Raw genomic sequence first — 22,030 nt, 5'->3', positions numbered from 1 at the left:
CATGAGTGATCTAATTGATTTCAAGGAACTGCACTGGCTGCTGACTGTGACTCAGAGCATTGATGTCGGCGTAGTGGTGCTGGATCACGCGTATCAGGTTCACGTGTGGAACACCTTCATGGAGAACCGTTCCGGGGTGTTGTCTTACAAAGCGGCCAACCGCTCGTTCTTCTCGTTGTTTCCCGAGCTCAATGAGCGCTGGTTAAAAAACAAAATCGACAGCGTGATGACGCTGGGCACGCCAGCGTTCACGATTTGGGAACAGCGCCCTTATCTGGTTCGCTTTCCAAGCTATCAGCCCATCACCGGGCAAGAAGAGTTCATGTACCAGAACACCACGCTGTTGCCGCTGCGCTCTACCACCGGCGTGATCACCCATGTGTGCCTGGTCATTTACGACGTCACCGAAGTGGCGACAAACCGTCTGCAGCTGCAGGCCGCCAATCGTGAGCTGCAAAAACTGTCGAGCACTGACCGCCTGACCAGCCTTTACAACCGCGGTCACTGGGAAGAGGCGTTGCGGCTGGAGCATGCCCGGCATGTGCGTTACGGCACCTCGGCGGCGTTGGTCATGTTTGACATCGATCACTTCAAGCGCGTCAACGACACCTATGGCCATCAATGCGGTGACCGGGTTATTCAACGCGTTGCGGACGTGGTGCGCGAGCACACCCGCGACGCCGACATCGCCGGCCGTTACGGCGGCGAGGAGTTTGCCGTGCTGTTGCCCGACACCGACAAACACGGCGGGGCGATGTTTGCCGAGCGCCTGCGCGCCGCCGTCGAAGCGCTGGACGTCATGCACGAAGGCGAGTCCATCCGCTGCACCATCAGCCTGGGTGTCGCCGACATGATCGCGCCCATGGATGACTACAAGACGCTGATCGAGCGCGCGGACCAGGCGCTGTATGCCTCGAAGAAAAACGGCCGCAATCGGGTGTCGGTGGACGAGGCGGATTAGCCGCCGAAACACGCCCCGTGCAACCTACGACAGCTCGGCAAAGTCGCTGAGTACGTCGTCACGCAGAGCGATGAACCGGGCATCACTGCGGTTGCGCGGGCGCGGCAGGTCTATGTCGACGATACGGCGGATGCGCCCCGGATGCGGCTGCATGACCACCACACGATCGCCGAGATAAACCGCCTCATCGACATCATGCGTGACATGCACCATGGTTATTTTTTCCTGCTGCCAGATGTTCTGTAACTCGCGCTGCAGTCGTGTGCGAGTCAATGCGTCGAGCGCGCCGAAGGGTTCGTCGAGCAGCAGAACGCTCGGCCGATTGACCAGCCCGCGGGCGATGGCCACGCGTTGCGCCATGCCTCCTGAAATCTGGTGCGGATACGAATCAGTGAAATCCTGCAGACCGACCAGCTCGATGTGTTCGCGCACCGTCTCGCGTTTTTGCAGAGCGCTCAGCGGCGCGTTCTTCAGACCGACCGCAATGTTTTGCTCGACAGTGAGCCACGGGAACAGCCGATGATCCTGAAACACAATGCCGCGCTCCAGCCCGGTTCCGTTGATGGGCCGGTCGCCCAACAGAATCCGCCCCTCATACGCTTCATCCAGGCCGAGGATCAACCTGAGCAAGGTTGACTTGCCACAACCACTGGCGCCGACGATGGTGATGAACTCCCCGGGCGCGATGTCCAGCTGCACGTTATCCAGTACGTGCAACTGGGTGTCGCCGCCGGTGCTGCTGAAGCGCTTGCTGATGTTCTCAAGGCGCAGGCCGTTGCCGTGTTGCGCAAGGACAGCGGGTGCGGTTGCGGTGCGGGTCTGAGAGGCAGGCATGACGTTTCCTTTGAATGCAGAAGAGCGGAACTTGAGGGCTGACGGACCTAGGTGGCGTCAGCGTGGGGCGATGCCGTACAGCCGTTGCATGCGTTGCTCGAGGCGGCGCGCCAGAAGGTTGAGCGCCCAGCCGACCAGGCCGATGACGATCATGCCGAACAGCACCAGATCCATCATGAAGTGCTCGCTGCCGTCGATCAGCGTGTTGCCGATGCCGCTGCCCGACACCAACAGGTATTCCGCGCCGATAGTCGCCAGCCAGGAATACACCAGCGCCAGGTAGATGCCGGTGAAGATCGAGGGCAGCGCCGCTGGCAGCATGACGCCGATAATCGTCTGCCAGCGGGTGAAACCGTAGACTCTGGCGACTTCGAGCAGGGCAGGGGACACGCTGCGCAAGCCATCGCAGGTATTGACGACGACCGGGACCAGGGCGGCGAGGGACAGAAAGACCACTTTGGCCACGTCGCCCAGGCCGAACCAGACCGAGATCAGCGGGATCCAGGCGAACAGCGAAATCTGCTTGAACGTATTGAAGCTCGGTCCCACCAAACGCTCGAACAGGCGAGAAAGGCCCAGCAGGCAACCCAGCAGCAAGCCCAGCGTGGTGCCGATGACGAATCCGCTCACGTCACGTGTCAGGCTGGCGGAAATGGCGCGCCAGAATTGCCCGGACGTGACCTGCTCCCAGGCAGTGACGGCGACTTTTTGCGGCGAAACCAGCAGGCCCGAACTGCTCCAGCCCTGGCTGGAGGCAAGCCACCACACCGCGACTGCCATGATCGGCACGACCCAGCCTCGATAGCGATGGGATTGGGAGGATTGAGCGATGGTCAATGTGCTCATGCCAGCCTCCCGGTCTTGCTCGGACGGCCGCGGTTGAGGCGCCGCTCGACGAATTCGAATCCGCGGTCGATCAACAGGCCAATCGTGCCGACCACCACCACGGCGGCCATGACCAGGTCGAGCTGAAACAGTTGCCGGCCGTAGGCGATCAGATAACCCAGCCCTTCACTGGAAGCCAGCAGCTCAACCACGACCAGTGACAACCAGGCTTTGGTGAAGCCGAGGCGCAAGCCGGTGAAAATCGGCGCAACGGCGGAAGGCAGGACAATATCAGTGACGATCTGACGGCGGCTGAAACCATACGCGCGGCCGACCTCCAGCAAACGCTTTGGCACCTCATGAAAGGCCTGCAGCGTACACAGCGTGACCGGGACCAGCGCCGCGTGGGCAATCAATACGTACTTCAGCGGCTCACCGATGCCGAACAGCAAAAGTGCAAACGGCATCCAGCCCAGCACCGGAATCTGTACGAGGGCGTTGAACGTCGGCAACAGATAATCCTCGACGGTCTTCGACAAACCCATCGCCAGGCCCAGCGTTATACCCAGAGACGATCCGACCAGAAACCCGACGAGTACGCGCTGCAGGCTGGCGGACGCGTTCAACCACAAGTCGCCGCTGGCAAACAGATCGGCCAGCGCTTGATAAACGAAGGCGGGCGGTGGCAACACTTGCTCGGACAGCCAGCCGCGCTCGGCGCCCACATACCATAGCCCAAGCAATGCGACCGGCAGCAACCACGCCAGCGCGGCGTCGGTGGCGCGGTTTCGCCAGAGGCCATTGGGCAGGCGCGTCGCCACACGTCGAGCTGGTCGCAGGGGAGCGTTGGGCAGGCGTTTGACCGGCGCCAGTGGCTTTGCGATTAGCTTTGCCGGAAGCTGCGCCGGGTTAAGCGCTTCAGCGGTTGCTCGAGACATTGGCTTAACCTCCGTTGTTGGCAGAAGCGTCTGTTGACGCCGTTGCCGCATTCGAGGTTTTGCCGTCTGCGCCATAGGCGGTCCAGTAATGTTCGAGACCTTTGGCTTTCAGGGCGTTGTCCAGATAGCGGGTGTCGAACCAGCCCTCGACGCTCACTGGCCGGCGTATCATTTTTTCGTCTTTGGCCTGGTCAGCGACGGCCTGATAGCGACCGCGCAGGAAGCCATCCGCCAGTGGCGAGGCGCTGTCCCGCAAGTCCAGGCGCTCGAAGTCAGCCTTCAGCGACGCCAACGGCTCATTGGTCTTCGCCCACTCGTTGAGCACCGCGTCACGGTTGGCAGATTCGGATTCCCATCGCGCAGCGTCGACCAGCACGTTGACGACTTTCTGCACGTTGTCGGCGTGCTGCTTTTCATAATCGCCGCGGACCACCAGTGCGCATTGGCGGGTATAGCGCACGTTGTTATCCGGGTTGTCGAAGATAATGTCGACCAGCCCCTGGTCACGCAGTTTGAACAGCTCTCGACCGCCGAACGCCGCGTCAACGCCTTTGGAGGCGAGCGCTGCCTGACTGCTGCCGCTGTCCAGATTGATGACCTTCAGGTCGCGTTCGGTCAGGCCTTTGTCAGCGAGCAGCTTGATCGAAACCAGATGCGCATTGGTGCCACGAAACACCGCGACTTTCTTGCCCTTCAGGTCTTCGATGGTCTTGATGTCGGAGCCCTTGGGCACGGCCAGGTACACGTTTGATCGCACGCCGATGGCAGCGAGCAACTTCGTGTCCAGACCATTGGATCGGCCGACGACAGCAGGCAAGTCCCCTTCGTAGGCGAAGTCCAGTTGCTGGTTGGACAGTGCTTCGTTGACGGCCGGGCCGGCGCCTTTGAAGAAGAACCACTGCACTTCGGTGTCCGTGCCTGCAAAGGCTTTTTCGAGCAGCTGCTGGTTGCGCACGATACCCAGCGACGAGCCGCTGAAGGTGACGGGATCACCGCCACCGGCGCTGGCCACGCCAATGCGCAATACGTCGGCGTGTGCCAAGGGCATCATCAGCAGCGCCGCCAGTGCGGTAGCTACGCTTGTTTTGCTGAATAGAGATGTTCGCTTGGCGTTTGCCATGACGGTTATTCCTTTAAGAGTGAGCGATGTGGCGGGGTCAAGCCGCCAGGTGCTTTTTGTCGGCTTCGGTCTTTGGCGAGAGCGTGTCGGGGGTGGGTTTGATGGCCTGGCTCGCGCGGCCATCGACCCCGATCGGGATGTCACCGGCCACGGTGGTACGGCGCACGACGCGCTCGGCCTGGCCGTAGTCGTTGACGGCGATGTGCTGGGTGGCGCGGTTGTCCCAGATCACCACATCGCCTTCGCTCCAGCGCCAGCGAACGGTGTTGTCGGGGTGGGTGATGCGATCGTGAAACAGGCGGATCAGCTGTTTCGAGTCGTTGCTGCTGACACCCTGAATCTGTTTGACGAAATGCCCGAGCAACAGGCTTCGCTCGCCTGTCTCGGGGTGCACGCGCACGAGCGGATGTTCAGTTTCGTAGATCTGCGCAGTGAACTGCTCGCGGTAGCGCTTGACGCCCGCTTCACCAGTGTCACGAGGGGCGGCATAGTCGTAGACGTTGGTGTGCAGCGCACGAAGGCCATCAGCCAGAGTCTTCAGGCTGTCAGGCAGGTCAGCGTAAGCCGCCGCCGTGTTGGCCCATACCGTGTCGCCGCCGTAAGGTGGGATGACCACGCCGCGCAGGATGGAAATTTTCGGATAGTTGGCCACGAAGGTCACGTCCGTATGCCAAGAGTTGGCGCGGGTTTCTTTAGCATCCAGGTGCAGGATGGCGCTGCTTTTGTCAGCGGAGCGAACCGTTGGGTGAGGGACCTGGTCGCCAAAACGGCGAGAAAATCCTTCGTGCTCGTCGTCGCTCAGGAACTGCTCGCGGAAGAACAGGACCTTGTGTTCAAGCAGCGCCTGGTTGATGAAATCGAAATCCTGCGGGGAGACATCCGCCGAGAGTTTGATGCCGCTCACCTCGGCACCAATTTTACCCGCGACGGGTTTGATCTGAATCGCCATGTCCTGAACCTCGGTTTGGGTTGTGGTGGCTCAGATCATAAAGATATAAATCAGCAGTCCGCTAATCACTATTTGGCATAAATATAGAAGAAGTGTTTATGCGTATTGGTTATGTCGATATGTAGTTGTTATGAGTGTTTAACGTCTTGCCTCCCAGCCGCACGCCCAGCAAACATTCCCAAGCCGCTGATGCGTATGCAAATCTGTAGGAGCCGACTTGCTGGCGAACGCGGTGGACCAGGCCACGAATGCGTTGCAGCAAGATCGTCTTCGCGGGCAAGCGCGCTCCTACAGGTGATCGGTAAAACACCGGCAAAGTTTCGCGTAAGCAAAGTCCGGCGATCCGGCTAACACCGCCGACCTTCGGCGTGCGCAAAATCTGTAGGAGCCGGCTTGCTGGCGAACGCTGTGCCAGGCCACGAATGCATTGCGGCAAGGCCTCCATGCCGTTGTAGGAGCGCGCTTGCCCGCGAAGGCGTTGAGCCAGGCGACAGATGCGCCGTGGGAAGATCGTCTTTCGCGGGCAAGCGCGCGCCTACAACGCATCGCGACTGTAGGTTTGAGATTCGAGGCGGTCGTGGAACGTTCTGCATTTAGCGACCCAAAAAAAAGCCCTCGAGAAGAGGGCTTTTGATTCAGCTCACCGCGTGAGGTCTTGCTCAGCCGTTACAGCACCACACTCGGCAGCCACAGCGAGATCGCAGGGATATAGGTCACTGCCATCAGCACCATGAACAGCGCCACATAGAACGGCAGCAGCGCTTTCACGGTGGCTTCGATGGTGACCTTGCCCACCGCGGCCCCCACGAACAGTACGGCCCCCACCGGTGGCGTGATCAAGCCGATCCCCAGGTTGACCAGCATGATCATCCCGAAGTGCACCGGGTCTACACCGATGCCGACGATCACTGGCAGCAGGATCGGCGTCAGGATGAGGATCAGCGGCGCCATGTCCATCACCGTGCCGAGCAACAGCAGCATAATGTTGATGCACATCAGGATCACGTAACGGTTATCCGACAGGGTCAGAAACGCCGTGGTGATCTTCATCGGGATTTCCATCAGCGTCAGGATGTAACCGAAGCTGGCGGCGAAACCGATCAGGATCATGACGATTGAAACGGTGCGTACGGCCCGGTGCATCAGCTTGGGCAGGTCGCGCCATTTGTAATCGCGGTAAATGAACATGGTGACGAAGAATGCCCACAGCACGGCAATCGCTGCAGACTCTGTGGCCGTGAACACGCCCGAGAGGATGCCGCCGAGAATGATCACCATCGCCATCATGCCCCAGAGCGCTTCGCCAGCGATTTTCAGCGCCTTGCGCAGCGGGATGACTTCGCCTTTCGGGTAATTACGCTTGCGGGCGAAGATCATGCACAGGCCCATCATCACGGCGCTGAGCAACAGCCCCGGCATGATGCCCGCCATGAACAGCGAGGCGATGGACACCGTACCGCCGGCCGCCAGCGAGTAAAGCACCGAGTTGTGACTGGGGGGCGTGAGCAAGGCCTGCACCGAACCGCTGACGGTGACCGCCGTAGAGAAATCCCGCGGGTAGCCATTGCGCTCCATCTCCGGAATCAGCACCGAACCCACCGATGCCGTGTCAGCCACCGAAGACCCGGAAATGGCACCGAAGAAGGTCGAAGCGACGATGTTCACCAGCGACAGGCCACCGCGCACGAAGCCCACCAGCACGCCGGCAAATGCCACGAGTCGCCGCGACATGCCGCCCTCGGCCATGATCGCGCCGGCCAGAACGAAGAACGGGATCGCCAGCAACGAGAACTTGTTCACGCCGCCTGCGACCTGAATCATCAGCGCGTCGAACGGAATCTCGATCCACCACGCGCCGATCAGTGCCGACAGCCCAAGAGCGTAGGCCACGGGCATGCCGATCAAGATCAGCGCGACGAAGCTGCCCAACAGAATAAATGCGTCCATCATGCTGCCTCTTCGCTTGATTCGATCACTTCGTAACTCACCACCCGACGATGGCTCTGGTCACCCAGAAACAGCTTTTCCAATACGAAGATCAGCGTAAGCACGCCGCCCAACGGTATCGGCAAATAAGAGATGCCCACCCGTAGCGACGGCATTTCGCCGAGAAACTGGTTCCAGGTGGTCATGCACAATTTCATGCCTTTTGTGATCATGAACAGGCACACCACCGCCATCAGGAGTTGCACGACCACCGCCAGCACGCTACGCAGCGCAGCAGGCATTCGCTCAGTGGCCATGTTCACGGCCATGTGCGCGCCGGCGCGGTAACTCGCAGCGGCACCGAAGAAGGTAAACACCACCATCAGCAGGATGGCGGTCGGTTCCGGCCAGCTTGAGCCGGATCCCAGTACGTAGCGGGCGAAGATGCCCCACGGGATGATCAGCGACATCGTCAGCATCGACAGGCCCGCGATCCCGATGCAGAGGCGATACAGTGCGTCATTGAAGCGCAGAATCGTGTTTTTCATAGGCTCACCACAACGGCGGTGGGCGGGCAGGGCCGCCACCGCAGTGCTATCGGGCTGAAGGACTTATTGAACGGCTTCGATGCGTTTGATCAGGTCGGCATAAGGCGCGCCGTATTGAGCGCGTACGCTTGCTGTAGCGTCGTAAAAGGCTTTCTTCTGGGCAGGTGTGAGCGTGATGAACTCCACTCCGGCAGCCTTGAGTTTTGCCTCGCTGTCGGCGGATTTCTCGTCCCACAGGACGCGCTCTTCGGCTTGAGCCTCGACGGCCAGCTTTTTCACCAGCGCTTGTTGCTCGGGGCTCAGCTTGGTCCAGGTCGTTTTCGACATCACGACAGGCTCAGGCAGGATCAAATGCTCGGTGAGGGTGTAAAACTTGGCGTTCTGATAGTGGTTATGCTCGAGCAGCGTCGGCATGTTGTTTTCAGCGCCGTCGATGACCCCTGTTTGCAGAGCACTGAAAATCTCACCGGTGGCCATGGCAATGCCGTTGCCGCCCATCGCGTTGATGGTGTCGATGAACACCGGGTTGCCCTGGACGCGAATCTTCATGCCCTTGAGGTCAGCGATGTCACGCACAGGTTTTTTGGTGTAAAGGTTGCGCGTGCCGCCGTCCATCCAGGCCAGGGCGACCAGGTTGTAGTCGGAGTTGGTGATCTTGTCCAGCATCTCCTGGCCGATCTCGCCGTCGATGATTTTGCGCATGTGAGCATGGTCACGGAATACGAATGGCAGGTTGAACGCGTTCACTTCCGGTACCACCGGACCGACGATGCCGAGGCTGACGCGGGTCATCTGGATGGCGCCGGACTGGAGTTGCTCAACGACCTCCTTCTCGGAACCCAACACACCGCCGGCGAACATTTTGAAGCTGAACTCGCCTTTGCTTTGCGTCTCGAGCTTTTTGCCCATTTCCTCTTCAGCGACGACGGGCGGATAACCTTTGGGGTGTACTTCAGCGAACTTGATTTTGATTTCCGCCAGCGCTGTGTTTGAGAGGCACAGCGCCAAAGGGAGTGCGGCGAGGAGCAACTTGCGTTTGAAGTCCATGGATGTCTCCGGTGTTGTTATTGTTTTCAGATAGATCGGTACAGCGGCGTTGCGTCGTAGCGGGCCAAGCCTGTGGCTCAGCCCTTGAACAAAGGTTCTTCAAGACCCTGGACACCCGGCTGCAAAGCGAACACGCCACCGGCCAGCGGCTGGTCGCTGATGTCTCCGCCCGGGCGTATCGAGGTCACGTAGAGGGTGTCGAGGTTTGCACCACCGAAGGCGCACATGGCCGGCTTCTTCACCGGTACCGCGAGGGAACGATCGAGCTTGCCCTCGGGGGTGAAGCGGTGAATCAGGCCTTCGTCGTTGCCGCAGATCCAGTAGCAGCCGTCGGCGTCCACTGCTGCGCCATCTGGTCGCCCAGGGTATTGAGTCATGTCGACAAACAGGCGGCGATTGTGCGGCGTACCGGTGTCAGTGTCGTAATCGAAGGCCCAGATCTTCTGCACCGATGGGTGCGAGTCCGAGAGGTACATGATCTTGCCATCCGGGCTGAAGCCCAGGCCGTTGGGCACGATCATGTCGGTGAGCTGCGCGGTGAGCGGCTCGGTCTGGCCGGCGCTGTAGCGATAGACAGAACCCACTGTCGCGGCCCTGGACATGTCCATCAACATGGTGCCGGCCCAGAAACGGCCCTGGCGGTCACAGCGGCCGTCGTTGAAGCGCATGGTCTCGGTGGCATGCGGGACGCTGCTGAGCAGCTCGGTGGCCAGTGTGCCGTTGTTCTGCGGCTGAATACGGAACAGGCCGCTCTCCATGCCGGCCAGCCAGCTGCCGTCGCCGTAGCAGGCGATGCAGGCGAGCATCTCCGGCGCTTCCCAGCTCGTTGTCGATAAGTCCTGCGGGCTCCAGCGGTGCAGGCGACGGGCCGGAATATCGACCCAGTAAAGTGCCTGTTCCTGTGCGTTCCAGACCGGGGATTCTCCGGTCGCGTTGCGTGCATCGAGAATCAGCTCAGCAGCCATGACGATCATTCCGTGATTTTGTTATTGAGGGCCAACCTCGCAGTCAGCCTAGTCATCGTAGAACCTTACTCGTCGCCAAACGGACCTGACGCCACGAACGCACCGCCCTGATAAACCATTGCAGGGTCGTCGGACGGCGGCAGTGGCTGCGCTTCGACTTTGCTGCGGAACTGCTCGGAGCTATCTTTGGGCTGATAGCCCAAGTGGTTGGCCAACCGGTTGTCCCACCACACTTTGCTGTTGTCGGACGCGCCGTACACGATGGTGTGGCCGACGTTCGGCGTGAACAGGCCGCGCTCGATCAGCTGCGTCAGGTCGTCATAGCTCAGCCAACTGGCAAGCATGCGACGGTTTTGTGCTTCGGGGAACGAGGAGCCAATGCGGATGCTGACGGTCTCGATGCCGTAGCGATCGAAGTAGAAGCTGGCCATGTCCTCGCCGTAGGACTTCGACAGGCCGTAGTAGCTGTCCGGTCGACGCATGGCGCTGGCGTCTATGACTTCATCCTGACGATAGAAACCGATGACATGGTTGGAGCTGGCGAAGATCACCCGCTTCACACCATGCCGGCGCGCGGCCTCGTAGATATGGAAGATGCCGCAGATGTTGGGGCCCAGGATTTCTTCAAAAGGCCGCTCCACCGACACGCCACCAAAATGCACGATGGCATCGACGCCCTCGACCAGGTCGTGGACCGCTTGTTTGTCGGCCAGATCGCAGAGCTGAATTTCTTCGTGGGGACGTGCTTCTGGGGAGATAGCGGCGATATCGGAAAGACGCAAGGTTCTGGCGAAGGGGCGCAGGCTTTCGCGCAGGACTTTACCGAGACCGCCGGCAGCGCCCGTCAGCAAAATGCGATTGAGCGGCGCCTGAGCGTTGAATTCAGTCATCGTGGAAACCCTGATTCTGATGTTGTTTTTATGGTGTCATCGGTTGTCGTATGACGTTTGCGGGATTATCAACAGGGCCCGCAAATTTTGTCAACGCGACGAAGGTGTAAGCCCCTCAGGGCCCTGTATTAAATCGCCGCCCCGGTGCAGCAAGTCGTGGCGAAATACCCTTCCTTTTTGCGACGTGACGCCCGGCCCTTTCCGGCTAAAGCCAATCCCACTGACCGCACTCAGTACGCCAGTGGGACCGGCTTCAGCCGGGAAGGGGCCAGTTTAAGCACATCACTTTTGCGGCGTGATGCCCGACGCTTTCCCGGCTAAAACCGGTCCCACTGACCGCACTCAGTACGCCAGTGGGACCGGCTTCAGCCGGGAAGGGGCCAGTTCAAGCGCATCACGTTTGCGACGTGATGCCCGACGCTTTCCCGGCTAAACCCGGTCCCACTGACAGCGCGCGACGGCGTTTCGGCCTCTTACATCAGCGAGATCGGATAGCTGATGAACACGCGGTTTTCGTCGAACTCGTTGGTGCTGTAATCGCGTCGCATCGACGAGTTGCGCCACCGCACGTTCAGGCTTTTGAACGTACCGCTCTGGACGGTATAAGCCAGTTCGGATTCACGTCCCCATTCCTTACCGTCGGTCACGGTGCCGGTGTGTACGTTATCGCCACTGATGTAGCGGTTCATCAGCGTCAGGCCGGGGACGCCGAATATCGCGAAGTCAAGGTCGTGACGCAGCTGCCAGGAGCGTTCCTTGGCGTTGTCGTAGCTTGAGTTGTAGCTGTCGTTCGCCAGTGTGCCGCCACTTGTGCCATTGACCCGCATCCACTGGTCATCGCCGTAAACCTTTTGCAGGCCAAGGTAGACGGTGTTGCCTTTGTAGTTGGCCGACAGCATCGCGTAAGCGGTTTTGTTGTCCAGTTCGCCGGCCAGCTTGTTGCCGTCTTCCTTGCCGATGAAGTAGCCCAGGTTCGCGCCGACGGTCCAGTCGCCAATCGGTTGCTTGTGAATGAAGTTCAGGAACTCCTGCTGGTACACGTCCTCAAGCTGTGCGTACCAGAGGCCGACCTGGGTGCGCTTTTCGTTGAAGGTGTATTCGCCACCGCCGAAGTTGAAGCGATCCGATTTGAACGCGGCAGATTTGCCGTTCATGAACATGTCTTCCATGCTCGCATCGTTACGCGGACTGTTGCCCCGGAACTGGCCGCCGTACAGCGTCAGGCCGGCAATTTCCTTGGAAGTGATTTGCCCGCCGCGGAAGGTTTGCGGCAGCGAACGACCATCGTCGGAACGCAGAATCGGCAGCACCGGCATCCATTCGCCGATCTTCAGCTCCGTGTTGGAGACCCGTGCTTTCGCCGCCACGCCCAGGCGACCGAAGTTGTCGGCGGGACGGCCGTCGTCATGGATCGGCAACAACTGCGTGCCGCCTGTCCCCTTGCCACCGTCGAGCTTCTGGGAGTACATGCCCAGCACATCGAGGCCGAAGCCGACGGTGCCCTGGGTGAATCCGGATTTCACGTCGAGAATGAAGTTTTGCGTCCATTCTTCGGCGTAGTTCTGAGGGTTCGCCGGGTTGACGAAGTTGCGATTGAAATAGGCGTTGCGCAGGTTCAGCGTAGCCTTGGTGTCATCGATAAAGCCTTCAGCGAGGCTCATCAACGGCAGGCTGAACGCGACGCTGCCAGCGCCAAGCAACAGCCACGAACGATGGGTCTGGATCTTCATTTCTTATTGTTCTCCCTTTCTGCGGACAAAACGGCCCTGCATCGAAGGTCGCCTTAGGGACGCCAACGAAGTGGACATGGGTGCTCGGGTCACCGGTTTTGAATGAGGCTCACTGCCTGAACGGACGGACGCTCTGGATCAGTCGCGCGCGTGCGGTTCGGCTGACGTCGCGGCGCGCAAGGACGCTGACGACGGCAATGGAGTGCAAGAAAGGGGAGGGGTGTGGCGTGTTTGCCGGCGCGACAGGCGCCGACTGACAGTCATCGTCATGGGAGCATCCTTTTTATTTTTGTTATCGGTTATGCGTTGTCGTACAACGCGAATCGGAGTATCGGCAGAGATCTTTATGCTGTCAACGCGCCCGCGTAAGGAAACTCACCAACGGTCGCCGCACCGCGCTTACCAACGGTCGAATCCTCGTATTGCGGGGCCCCGGTTTCTCTGCTAATTTCGAAAATGTTAACGATGACATTTTCCGCTTTAACAATAAAAACAACGGGATTTTCGCCATGACAATTCGCCTCAAAAAGGGCGTTCGCGCCGCTCTCTGTACGCTCGCCGTCGCTGTTTCCTGCGCCAGCGCTGTCACTGTTCAAGCCGCCGACGCAGCCAAAACCGGCCCGCTGAAAGTCGGCGCTTCGTTCCAAGAGATCAACAACCCCTATTTCGTGACCATGAAGGACGCCCTTCAGGACGCCACGACCAGCATCGGCGCAACGTTGCTTGTCACGGACGCTCGTCACGATGTGTCCAAGCAGATCAGCGACATCGAAGACATGCTGCAGAAGGGCATCGATATCCTGATCATCAACCCCACCGACTCGGTAGGCGTGCAGTCCGCCGTGCAGCAGGCTCATGACAAAGGCGTCGTGGTGGTTGCGGTTGACGCCCAGGCCAATGGTCCGCTGGACTCCTTCGTCGGCTCGAAAAACTTCGACGCCGGTGTGCAGGCTTGCGACTACCTGGCGAAGAACATCGGCGGCAAGGGCGATGTCGGCATTCTCGACGGCATCGCCGTGGTGCCGATTCTTGAGCGCGTTCGCGGTTGCAAGGAAGCGCTGGGCAAGTACAAGGACATCAAGATCGTCAGCATTCAGAACGGCAAGCAGGAGCGTGATCAAGCCCTGACCGTGACTGAGAACATGCTTCAGGCCCAGCCCAATCTCAAAGGTCTGTTCAGCGTCAACGACAACGGTTCGCTGGGGGCGCTTGCGGCCATCGAATCCAGCGGCATGGACGTCAAGCTGACCAGCGTCGACGGCGCGCCCGAAGCCGTCAAGGAAATCCAGAAGCCCAACAGCAAGTTCATCGCCACCTCCGCTCAGTACCCGCGTGACCAGGTGCGCCTTGCGTTGGGCCTGGCGCTCGCCAAGAAGTGGGGCTCGCAAGTCCCGGCGACCATCCCGGTGGACATCCTGCTGGTGGATCAGGCGAAGGCCAAAACCTTCACCTGGTAACGCGCGTGAGATCGCTCGCCTGATGTCATCCCGGTCAGGCGCGCATCACCGATTCTTCCGGGCTGCGCAGTGCTAGTGCTGCGACGAGGTGCGCATGAGCTGCCTTCTGCAATTGGAAAACATCTGTAAAAGCTACCCCGGCGTGCAGGCGCTCAAGTCGATCAACCTGCAGGTCGAGCGCGGCGAGATACACGCGTTGCTCGGCGAAAACGGAGCGGGCAAATCGACGCTGATGAAGATCCTTGCCGGCGTCGAGCATCAGGACAAGGGCAGCATTCTGATCGATGGCGCCGAGCAGCATTTCGCGACGTACAACGAGGCCATCGCGGCGGGCATCGGGATTGTCTTTCAGGAATTCAGTCTGATTCCCTATCTCAATGCCGTGGAGAACATCTTCCTCGGTCACGAGATCGTCAACGGTTTCGGCCTGTTGCGTAAAAATGAAATGCGCGAGAAAGCCATCGCGTTGTTTGACCGGCTGGGCGTGAAGATCAATCTGGATTGCTCGGTGCAGCACTTGAGCGTGGCCGAGCAACAGTTCGTCGAGATTGCCAAGGCGCTGGCCCTCGAAGCGCGTCTGCTGATTCTCGATGAGCCCACCGCGACCCTGACACCGTCCGAAGCCGAGCTGCTGTTCGACATCATGCGTGAGCTGAAAAGTCAGGGCGTGGCAGTGATCTTCATCTCCCACCATCTGGAAGAAATCTTTCAGGTCTGCGATCGCATCAGCGTGCTCCGCGATGGCGCCAACGTGGGCGCGCTGACGGTTGCTGACAGCGACATCGACACCTTGGTGGAGATGATGGTCGGGCGCCGTCTTGAGGCCAGCTTTCCACCCAAGCAGTCCCGCGCCCAGGGCGACATTGTGCTGCAAGTGCGGGACATCCAGCTCACGCGTAACGGTCCGCATAACAGCTTCAATCTGCACAAGGGCGAGATTCTCGGGTTTGCCGGGCTGGTAGGGTCGGGGCGCACGGAGTTGGCGCTGGGCGTGATCGGCGCATTGCCGGTGGTCAGCAAGGATGTGTTGTTGCGCGGCCAGCCGGCGCACCTCAACGATCCGGCACAGGCGCTCGCCAGCGGCATCGGGCTGTTGCCGGAGAGCCGCAAGAGCGAAGGCCTGATCGTCGATTTCAGCATTCGTGAAAACATCTCGTTGAACAACCTGGGCAAGTACGAAGGCACGGCGCATCTGCTCGACCGGCACAAGGAAGACGCCACCACCGGCGAGCTGATGAAGCAGCTGTCGATCAAGGCGCCAAGCTGCGAGAGCCGGGTTATCAACCTCAGTGGCGGTAATCAGCAGAAGGTGGTGATCGCGCGCTGGATCAACCATCACTGCGACATCCTGATCTTCGACGAGCCGACCCGAGGCATCGACGTCGGTGCGAAAGCGGAGATCTACACCCTGATGCGCAAACTCACCGAACAAGGCTTCGCGATCATCATGATCTCTTCGGAACTGCCGGAAATCATCGGTATGTGCGACCGCGTGGCCGTTTTCAACAAGGGCGCTATCGTCAATGTGCTGGAGGCTTCGGCCATCAATCCGCAGGAAGTGATGCGCTACGCCACCGGGAGCTCCAACAGTGAACACCTCCATTAAACCCATGACTGCGCAGCCCAACCGGATGAAGCTCAACTTCGCTCAACTGATCCGCTCGCCAGCGTTCTATCCCTTTGTGGGCCTGGTCGTGGTGACGGTCTTCATGATCTTTGCCAGCGACAAGTTTCTCACTGGGGCCAACCTGGAAAACATCGCCCGGCAGGTGTCGATCAACGCGATTATCGCGGTGGGCATGACGTGCGTGATTCTCACCGGCGGTATCGATTTGTCCGTCGGGCCGGTGATGGCGTTGTCCGGCACGTTGACCACCGGGCTGATGGTGGCGGGTGTACCGCCACCGATTGCGATTCTCATCGGGTTGCTGATTGGCGTGGGCTTTGGCGTCGGCAACGGGATCTTTGTCGCGTACCTGAAGATGCCGCCGATCATCGTGACCCTGGCGACCATGGGCATCGCCCGCGGGCTTGGCCTGATGTACACCGACGGCTATCCGATTTCCGGGATGCCCGACTGGTTCGCCTGGTTCGGGCGCGGCACGCTGTTTGGCATTCAGGTGCCTATTCTGATCATGCTGGCGACGTACTTTTTCGCCTGGGTACTGCTGCAGCACACCCGCGTCGGCCGCTACGTTTATGCCATCGGTGGTAACGAAGAAGCCGTGCGCCTGTCCGGCGTGCGCGCCTCGCGGTTCAAGCTGCTGGTGTACTCGATCAGCGGGCTGACGGCAGCGATTGCCGGACTAGTGTTGTCGTCACGGCTGATGAGCGGGCAACCGAACGCGGGCGTTGGCTTCGAGCTCGACGCAATCGCGGCGGTTGTGCTGGGCGGCGCGTCGATTGCCGGCGGTCGCGGCGTGATCGTTGGCACGCTGGTGGGCGCGATGCTGTTGGGCGTGCTCAACAACGGGCTGAACATGCTCGGCGTCTCGCCCTATGTGCAGAGCGTGATCAAGGGCGGAATCATCTTGCTGGCGATCTTTATCAGTCGGCAGCGGCATAAATAACCGGATGCATTGAACAGGCTGCGGTCGTGCGAGAGGGAGCGTTGCGATTTGCCCCAAGCTGACGCCCACAGGAGCCGGCTTGCTGGCGAACGCGGTGGGTCAGTCGCAGCGGATTTGTCCGAGCGGCCTCATTCGCCAGCAAGCCGGCTCCTACAGTTCTCCCACTCCCAAGTGGCCGTAATCATCACTTACCCAAAACAGGTGAACCGACATGGAACAAAACACTACAAACACCATGCAAGCCGTCGTCTGCCATGCGCCGAAAGACTACCGTCTGGAGCAGATCAGCAAACCGGTGGCGCGTGCCAACGAACTGGTCATCCGCATCGGCGCCTGCGGGATCTGCGCCAGTGACTGCAAGTGTCATTCAGGCGCTGCAATGTTCTGGGGTGGCGAAAGCCCTTGGGTCAAAGCACCCGTCGTGCCGGGCCATGAGTTTTTCGGCTACGTGGACTCGGTGGGCGAGGGCGCTGAAGAGCACTTCGGGGTAAAGGTCGGCGACAAAGTCATCGCCGAACAGATCGTGCCCTGCGAGAAGTGCAAATTCTGCAAATCCGGCAAGTACTGGATGTGCGAAGTCCACAACATCTTCGGCTTTCAGAAAGACGTCGCCGAGGGCGGCATGGCGCAGTACATGCGCATTCCGAAAACGGCCATCGTTCATCACATTCCAGAGTCGGTTTCGCTGGAAGACTCAGCGCTGATCGAACCTATGGCCTGCTCGATTCACACGGTTAATCGGGGTGATGTTCAGCTCGACGACGTACTGGTAATCGCCGGCGCCGGCACGCTGGGCCTGTGCATGGTGCAAGTCGCTGCGTTGAAAACACCGAAGAAGCTGGTGGTCATCGACATGGTCGACGAGCGTCTCGAACTGGCGAAGAAGTTCGGCGCCGATGTGGTCATCAACCCCAGCCGCGACAACGCCAGAGAGATCATCAATGGCCTGACCGATGGCTACGGCTGTGACGTTTACATCGAAACCACCGGCGTGCCGATCGGCGTCACCCAGGGCCTGGACCTGATCCGCAAGCTGGGCCGCTTCGTCGAGTTCAGCGTATTCGGTGCCGAGACCAGCGCTGACTGGTCGATCATTGGCGACCGCAAGGAACTCGACGTGCGCGGGGCTCACCTGGGCCCTTATTGCTACCCCATCGCCATTGACCTGTTCGAGCGCGGTCTTGTGACCTCCGAAGGCATCGTGACCCATGATTTTGGTCTGGATGACTATGCCGAAGCGTTTGCGCTGGCCGATTCGACCAAGTCGATCAAGGTCCTGCTCAAGCCCGTCAATAATTGACCATCTGGAGGAGCGCGCTGGCCGGCGATGGCGGTGTATCAGGGGCAGCATAACCGTCTGAAACAACGCGATTCGCGGGCAAGCGCGCTCCTGCCGTTTGAGCCCTTCATTTGTCACATAACAACAAGAGCGCACCCGGATGGATTACGTCATCGGTGTCGACATCGGCACCCAAAGCACCAAGGCGCTGTTGGTCGATGCGCAGGGCCGGATCGTCGCGCAGCATAGCCACAGTTATAAGGTCGATACGCCCAAACCGCGCTGGGCGGAGCAATGGCCTCAGGTCTGGCTCGACGCCGTGGAAATCTGCGTGGCTGCCTGCATGCGCAAAAGCGACGTGCCCAAAGACAGCGTTAAATCGATGTGCGTCAGCAGTCTGTATGGCGGCTCGGGGATTGCGGTCGACGCACAGATCAAGCCGTTGTACCCGTGCCTGATCTGGATGGACCGGCGCGCCGAGGCACAGGTTGAGTGGGTCAACGAACACGCTGACCTTGAGCGCTTGCACGCGATCACCGGCAACGGGGTCGACAGCTATTACGGCTTCACCAAAATGCTCTGGCTGAAGGACAACCAGCCGCAGGTCTGGGCCGACACGCGTTACCTGCTGCCGCCCAACAGCTACATTAATTTTTGTCTGACCGGCGAGATCGCGGTGGACCACAGCTCCGCCGGCAATATTGGCGGGATCTACGACGTCAAAGCGCGGGGCTGGTCGGCAGAGATGCTCGATGCCTTGGGCATACCGGCGTCGATGATGCCTGAGCGGCTGGTGCACTCCGGTGACGTTGTCGGCGGTCTGTTGCCCGAATGGGCCGATCGTCTCGGGCTGGCAACCGGTACGCCGCTGCTTGGCGGCGGTGTCGATGCGGCCATGGCCACTTTTGCGGCAGGCGTCACTCAGGCCGGCAACCATGTGGCGATGATTGGCACCAGCATGTGCTGGGGGTATCTCAACCAACAGGTGGATGCGCGTCACGGTCTGGTCAGCTTTCCCCACGTGTTCAACGGCGCCAAAGACCTCTACATCTTTGGCGGCGCGATCACCGCTGGTGCCTCGGTCAGCTGGTTTCGCGAGCAGTTCTGCCAGGCGGAAGAGCAGCAGGGGCGTGAGAGTGGCGAAGACAGCCACGTCATTCTCGAACGCGCGGCAATGAAGATTCCCGCCGGCAGTGACGGCGTGTTGTTTCAGCCGTACCTGATGGGCGAGCGCAGCCCGGTATGGGATGCAAAGGCGAGCGGCAGTTTTGTCGGCCTGAGCCTGTATCACAGCCGCATTCATCTTTATCGCGCGGTCCTTGAGGGCGTCACTTTCGCGTTGCGGCACAACATCGAAGCGGGGACCCGTGGCGCGCAGTCTCTGGACCCGCGGCTGATCGTCGTCGGCGGCGCCAGCCACTCGGACTTGTGGATGCAGATCATCGCCGACGTCACCAACTTCCCGGTATACACCATCGTGCAGGAAGTCGAAGCGGCGCTGGGTGCTGCCCTGCTGGCGGCGCATGCGGTCGGTCTGGTAGACGAAGCACAGGTGCACAAGGGCTGGGTGCAACTGGAGCGCCGAGCCGAACCCCAAGCCCGGAACGTCGAGTTGTATTCGCGCCTGTTCGCTGACTATGTCGCGTTGTACCCGGCGCTCAAACCCATCATGCATCGCTTGCAGGAAGCCTGACTGTGAATACTGCCCGATTCGATTTCACCGGCCAGCGGATTCTGGTCACTGGCGCCACCAGCGGTATCGGCTGGGAGGTGGTGCAGCAATTGCTCAACAGTGGCGCCGAGGTTTACGCCATGGGCCGTGATCCCTCTGCCCTCGACAAATTGGCCACCCAGGGGTGCCAGACGTTGCAAGTGGACGTCGCGGATTCTCAGCATTTGGCTGCGTTGCTGGCGTCGCTGCCCGCGATGCACGGGCTGGTCAACTGCGCGGGCATTTCCATTCTGGAGCCTGCCACCCAGGTAAGTGCTGACGCGTTCGATCAGGTCATGGCGATCAATGTCCGAGCGGCAGCAATGATCGCCGGCGCATTGGCGAACAAGATGATTGCCGATGGCGTGCCCGGCGCCATCGTCAATGTGTCGAGTCAGGCGTCGCTGGTGGCGCTGGATGATCATTTGAGCTATTGCGCGTCGAAAGGCGCGATGGATGCCATGACTCGTGTGCAATGCGGTGAATGGGGCCGGCACGGGATTCGCGTCAACAGCGTAAACCCGACCGTCACGCTGACGCCCATGGCGCAAATGGCGTGGGGCGAGCCCAGCAAACGCGACCCCGCGCTGGCGGCCATACCCTTGGGGCGCTTCGCCGAAACCGCCGAGGTCGCCGCACCCATCCTGTTCCTGCTGAGCAGTGCGGCCTCGATGATCAGCGGCGTGTCGCTGCCGATTGATGGGGGATACACGAGCCGTTGACGATTTGGGTGCGCTACAAAGGTGGCGAACAAACGCGAATCTGCCCATTAACGCGAATCCGCTGACCAACGCACATTTGCCGATTAACGCGAATCCGCTGACCACCGCACATTTGCCGATTAACGCGAATCCGCTGACCAACACACATTTGCCGATTAACGCCAATCCGCTGACCAACGCACATTTGCCAATCAACGTGAATCTGCCGACAACGCAAAACCTGTAGGAGCGCGCTTGCCCGCGAACGCGGTGTGTCAGGCAACATATTGGTATCTGATACACCGCGTTCGCGGGCAAGCGCGCTCCTACAAGGTACCGAGTCGATTCGGATAGGGCGCTGATTTACCGGTTGGATCGGCGATGGCCGATGACCTATTACACCCCGACGCCATTCTCCAACTCCCCAACAATCACAATCCGCGCCTTCGGCACATGGCGATCCCCGATTCGCTCCAGCAGCATCTTCACGGCGCTGCTGCCGGCCAGTGACGCGTCGTGGGCGATGCAGGCGATCGGGATGCCGAAGATGTCGGCGAACGGCAATCGGTCGATGCCGCAAATGGCCACGCTGTCATGGGCGATATTGCGATCACGCAATGCCTTCATGGCGCCCAGGGTGATGAGTTGATTGAAGCCGAAAATCGCCTCGGGGATCGGATGATCGTGCAGGTAATCCAGCGTGCTCTGATGCGACGGCTCCAGCGTGTAATCACCTGCAAACACGTCCAGCTGCACAGGCTTGCCGCTCTCTGCGATGGCCGCTTTAACGCCCTTGAGTCGTTCCTCGGAAATCCGCGAGCGCGCGGGGCCGGTCAGCACCAGCATGCGCTGCATATCCGGGCTTTGCGCCAGCAGGTAGCGCGCGCCTTTGACGCCACTGTGGTAGTTGTCCAGAACCACGTGGCTGAACGGGCTGTCAGGCAGCGCCCGGTCCAGTTGTACGACGGGGATGTCGCCGTTGCTGAGGCGACTGAGGTACGCCGGTTGATAGGCCGGCTCGTCCGATACCGGCGACAACACGATGCCGGCAACGCGATAACTGAGCAGCGTGTCGACCGCCTTGGCTTCGAGTTCTTCCGAACCGTCGGTGTCCACCAGCATGATGGTGTAACCGCGTTTCTTTGCCTCGCGGGAAATGGCTTTGATCATCTCGCTGTAGAACGGGTTATCCACCGACGCCGTGATCACACCGATGATCATGCTTTCGCTGCGCTTGAGACTGCGGGCAAAAGCGTTGGGGACGTAATCGAGTTCCTGCGCCACTTCAAGAATGCGCGCCAGTGTGGCGGGCTTGACCAGGTCAGGCTTGTTCAGCGCACGGGAAACAGTGACGGGCGTCATGTTTACGCGACGGGCGATGTCGGAAATGGTGACAGGGGTTTTCTTGCTCATGGGCGATTGGCTGCCTGAAATACGGGACAACCTGCGGGGCAGTCGCATCCCTCCAAAGAGTGCCAAGGCTAGCACGATGGAGGGTGCGAAAGGGACGCGCAACCCCGGCTGAGGAGCGAAACCAGGGCGTTTATTTTCAGACGCCTCTGGATGCTCCGCCGGGGCC

The 22,030-nt window shown here is 60.1% G+C and carries 19 protein-coding genes; 7 read left to right on the top strand and 12 right to left on the bottom strand.

Features of this window, described 5'->3' with window-relative positions; translation table 11 throughout:
- Nucleotide 1: 1 nt before the first annotated feature.
- The gene (locus LT42_RS16300; protein WP_037015103.1) at nt 2–961 is read left to right on the top strand and encodes a GGDEF domain-containing protein; all 960 of its coding nucleotides are present in this window, start codon (nt 2–4) and stop codon (nt 959–961) included.
- A 24-nt stretch (nt 962–985) separates the two neighbouring features.
- Here LT42_RS16300 and LT42_RS16295 read toward each other — a convergent pair whose 3' ends face one another.
- The 11 genes from LT42_RS16295 to LT42_RS16245 form a co-directional block, all read right to left on the bottom strand.
- Complete coding sequence (locus LT42_RS16295) at nt 986–1,795, bottom strand: ABC transporter ATP-binding protein (protein WP_052075304.1); 810 nt, start codon at nt 1,793–1,795, stop codon at nt 986–988.
- Nucleotides 1,796–1,852: 57 nt separating this feature from the next.
- Nucleotides 1,853–2,641, bottom strand: coding sequence for an ABC transporter permease (locus LT42_RS16290; RefSeq protein ID WP_037015101.1), 789 nt, complete (start codon nt 2,639–2,641; stop codon nt 1,853–1,855).
- Nucleotides 2,638–3,558 (bottom strand): ABC transporter permease, encoded by a 921-nt coding sequence (locus LT42_RS16285; protein WP_037015098.1) that lies wholly within the window; start codon nt 3,556–3,558, stop codon nt 2,638–2,640. Before LT42_RS16285 ends, LT42_RS16290 begins: the two co-directional genes overlap by 4 nt.
- Nucleotides 3,559–3,562: 4 nt before the next feature.
- A complete protein-coding gene (locus LT42_RS16280) occupies nt 3,563–4,678 on the bottom strand; it encodes an ABC transporter substrate-binding protein (protein ID WP_037015095.1) in 1,116 nt (371 codons plus the stop codon).
- 37 nt (nt 4,679–4,715) lie between these two features.
- Nucleotides 4,716–5,627: a TauD/TfdA dioxygenase family protein gene (locus LT42_RS16275; RefSeq protein ID WP_037015092.1), complete on the bottom strand. Its 912-nt coding sequence runs from the start codon at nt 5,625–5,627 to the stop codon at nt 4,716–4,718.
- Nucleotides 5,628–6,293: 666 nt separating this feature from the next.
- On the bottom strand, nt 6,294–7,574 hold the full coding sequence (locus LT42_RS16270) for a TRAP transporter large permease (RefSeq protein WP_037015089.1): 1,281 nt from the start codon (nt 7,572–7,574) through the stop codon (nt 6,294–6,296).
- Nucleotides 7,574–8,101, bottom strand: a complete 528-nt coding sequence (locus LT42_RS16265) for a TRAP transporter small permease (protein ID WP_037015087.1) — start codon at nt 8,099–8,101, stop codon at nt 7,574–7,576. Before LT42_RS16265 ends, LT42_RS16270 begins: the two co-directional genes overlap by 1 nt.
- Before the next feature lie 63 nt (nt 8,102–8,164).
- Nucleotides 8,165–9,148 (bottom strand): TRAP transporter substrate-binding protein, encoded by a 984-nt coding sequence (locus LT42_RS16260; RefSeq protein WP_037015084.1) that lies wholly within the window; start codon nt 9,146–9,148, stop codon nt 8,165–8,167.
- 77 nt (nt 9,149–9,225) lie between these two features.
- A complete protein-coding gene (locus LT42_RS16255; RefSeq protein WP_037015081.1) occupies nt 9,226–10,113 on the bottom strand; it encodes a glucurono-1,5-lactonase in 888 nt (295 codons plus the stop codon).
- 65 nt (nt 10,114–10,178) lie between these two features.
- On the bottom strand, nt 10,179–11,003 hold the full coding sequence (locus LT42_RS16250; protein ID WP_037015078.1) for an NAD-dependent epimerase/dehydratase family protein: 825 nt from the start codon (nt 11,001–11,003) through the stop codon (nt 10,179–10,181).
- 473 nt (nt 11,004–11,476) lie between these two features.
- Nucleotides 11,477–12,733, bottom strand: a complete 1,257-nt coding sequence (locus LT42_RS16245; RefSeq protein ID WP_037015075.1) for an OprD family porin — start codon at nt 12,731–12,733, stop codon at nt 11,477–11,479.
- Between the two features lie 509 nt (nt 12,734–13,242).
- On the opposite strand from LT42_RS16245, the gene LT42_RS16240 reads away from it, so the two are divergent.
- The 6 genes from LT42_RS16240 (at nt 13,243) to LT42_RS16215 (ending at nt 20,472) form a co-directional block, all read left to right on the top strand.
- Entirely contained in the window at nt 13,243–14,190 is a 948-nt protein-coding gene (locus LT42_RS16240; protein ID WP_052075303.1) for a substrate-binding domain-containing protein, read from the top strand.
- Nucleotides 14,191–14,284: 94 nt separating this feature from the next.
- Entirely contained in the window at nt 14,285–15,796 is a 1,512-nt protein-coding gene (locus LT42_RS16235; protein ID WP_037015073.1) for a sugar ABC transporter ATP-binding protein, read from the top strand.
- A gap of 4 nt (nt 15,797–15,800) precedes the next feature.
- The gene (locus LT42_RS16230) at nt 15,801–16,760 is read left to right on the top strand and encodes an ABC transporter permease subunit (protein WP_052075302.1); all 960 of its coding nucleotides are present in this window, start codon (nt 15,801–15,803) and stop codon (nt 16,758–16,760) included.
- 211 nt (nt 16,761–16,971) lie between these two features.
- Nucleotides 16,972–18,060, top strand: a complete 1,089-nt coding sequence (locus LT42_RS16225; RefSeq protein ID WP_037015067.1) for an alcohol dehydrogenase catalytic domain-containing protein — start codon at nt 16,972–16,974, stop codon at nt 18,058–18,060.
- Between the two features lie 139 nt (nt 18,061–18,199).
- The gene (locus tag LT42_RS16220; protein ID WP_037015064.1) at nt 18,200–19,732 is read left to right on the top strand and encodes an FGGY-family carbohydrate kinase; all 1,533 of its coding nucleotides are present in this window, start codon (nt 18,200–18,202) and stop codon (nt 19,730–19,732) included.
- 2 nt (nt 19,733–19,734) lie between these two features.
- Nucleotides 19,735–20,472: an SDR family oxidoreductase gene (locus LT42_RS16215; protein ID WP_037015061.1), complete on the top strand. Its 738-nt coding sequence runs from the start codon at nt 19,735–19,737 to the stop codon at nt 20,470–20,472.
- Nucleotides 20,473–20,847: 375 nt separating this feature from the next.
- Here LT42_RS16215 and LT42_RS16205 read toward each other — a convergent pair whose 3' ends face one another.
- On the bottom strand, nt 20,848–21,864 hold the full coding sequence (locus tag LT42_RS16205) for a LacI family DNA-binding transcriptional regulator (protein ID WP_037015054.1): 1,017 nt from the start codon (nt 21,862–21,864) through the stop codon (nt 20,848–20,850).
- Between the last annotated feature and the right edge of the window lie 166 nt (nt 21,865–22,030).

It is taken from the genome of Pseudomonas lutea, from assembly GCF_000759445.1.
Lineage (GTDB): Bacteria > Pseudomonadota > Gammaproteobacteria > Pseudomonadales > Pseudomonadaceae > Aquipseudomonas > Aquipseudomonas lutea.
Note: the sequence above shows the minus strand (reverse complement) of the source record. Positions and strands in the feature narration are given on the sequence as shown.